Source organism: Mesorhizobium sp. M7A.F.Ca.CA.001.10.2.1 (assembly GCF_003998575.1).
GTDB lineage: Bacteria > Pseudomonadota > Alphaproteobacteria > Rhizobiales > Rhizobiaceae > Mesorhizobium.
The window spans coordinates 1-1,584 of sequence record NZ_RZQY01000971.1 but is presented as its reverse complement, the minus strand read 5'-3'; the positions used below and the strand labels follow the sequence as shown (position 1 = coordinate 1,584).

Annotated in this window: 1 protein-coding gene; it reads right to left on the bottom strand. The window is 64.2% G+C overall.

Translation table 11 applies throughout. From position 1 onward, the window contains the following. Positions 1–32: 32 nt before the first annotated feature. The coding region (locus EN964_RS34065) for a transglutaminase family protein (RefSeq protein ID WP_164776348.1) at positions 33–1,584 on the bottom strand (1,552 nt) is incomplete at its 5' end.

Sequence of the window (1,584 nt, the reverse complement as noted above, 5' to 3'; positions counted from 1 at the left end):
AGCCTCTTGTGATTCCCCTTTGCCATCGCTGATCAGAGTCTTGCCGGCCGCCGAAGGTCAAGGGTCATCGGGAAATCTTCCGCCGGTTGTTCTTCACGGATCACATAGGCGGATGGCGTATGACCGCGCGGTTCGAAGCGGGCGAGCCGCCGAGCTTCCGCCTCGTTGCCATTGACCGGAAAGGTGTCGTAATTGCGCCCGCCGGGATGGGCGACATGGTAGACGCAGCCGCCGACCGCACGTCCCGACCAGCGGTCATAGATGTCGAAGACCAGCGGCGTGTTGACCGGCAGCGCCGGATGCAGGCCCGATGCCGGCTGCCAGGCCTTGAAGCGGACGCCCGCCACCGCGACCTCTCTGTTGTCCGTCACCTTCATCGGCACGATACGGCCGTTGCAGACGATCGCGTGGCGCTCCGGATTCAACCCTTCGGTCTTGACCTGCAGCCGTTCGACCGAGGAATCGACGAAACGCACGGTGCCGCCGATCGCGCCTTGCTCGCCCATGACATGCCAGGGTTCGAGCGCCTGCCGCAGTTCCAGCTTGATGCCGGCATGCTGAACCTGACCGCAGAAGGGGAAGCGGAATTCGAGCTGGGCGTCGAACCATTCGGGCCTGAATTCGAAGCCGTTGAGCTTGAGGTCGTCGAGCACGTCGAGGAAATCGGCCCAGACATAATGCGGCAGCATGAAACGATCGTGCAGTGAGGTGCCCCAGCGCACGAAGCGGCCATCGAGCGGGCTCTTCCAGGCACGGGCAATGATCGCCCTGACAAGCAGTTGCTGCGCGAGGCTCATGCGTGCATTGGGCGGCATCTCGAAGCCGCGGAATTCGACCAGTCCCAGCCGACCGGTCGGTCCGTCCGGCGAAAACAGTTTGTCGATGCAGATTTCCGAACGATGCGTATTGCCGGTGACGTCGGTCAACAAATTGCGGAACAGCCGGTCGACCAGCCATGGCAAGGGTGCGTTGCCCCGGTCCGGATGCGGTACCTGCGCCATCGCGATCTCAAGCTCGTAGAGCGAGTCGTGACGCGCCTCGTCGAAGCGTGGCGCCTGGCTGGTCGGCCCGATGAACAGGCCGGAGAACAGATAGGACAGCGACGGATGGCGCTGCCATTGCAGCACCAGGCTCTTCAGCAGGTCCGGCCTTCGCAGGAAGGGGCTGTCATTGGGTGTCGCACCGCCGACCACGACATGGTTGCCGCCGCCGGTGCCGGTGTGGCGGCCGTCAATCATGAACTTGTCGGCGCCAAGCCGTGTCTGCCGCGCTTCCTCATAGATCGCCGTCGTCGTCGCCACGCAATCCTGCCAGTTGGAAGCAGGATGGATGTTGACCTCGATGACGCCGGGATCAGGCGCGACGCGGATGACGTTGAGGCGCGGATCGTGAGGCGGGCCGTAGCCCTCGATATGCACGGGAAGGCCGATCGCCTTCGCCGCGTTCTCGGCCGCAGCGACCAGTTCGAGATAGTCTTCCAGCGCCTCGACCGGCGGCATGAACACGCAAAGCCGCCCATCGCGCGGCTCGACCGAAAGCGCGGTGCGCACCGCGCCGCCGATCTCGGTGATCTCTTGTTCGACC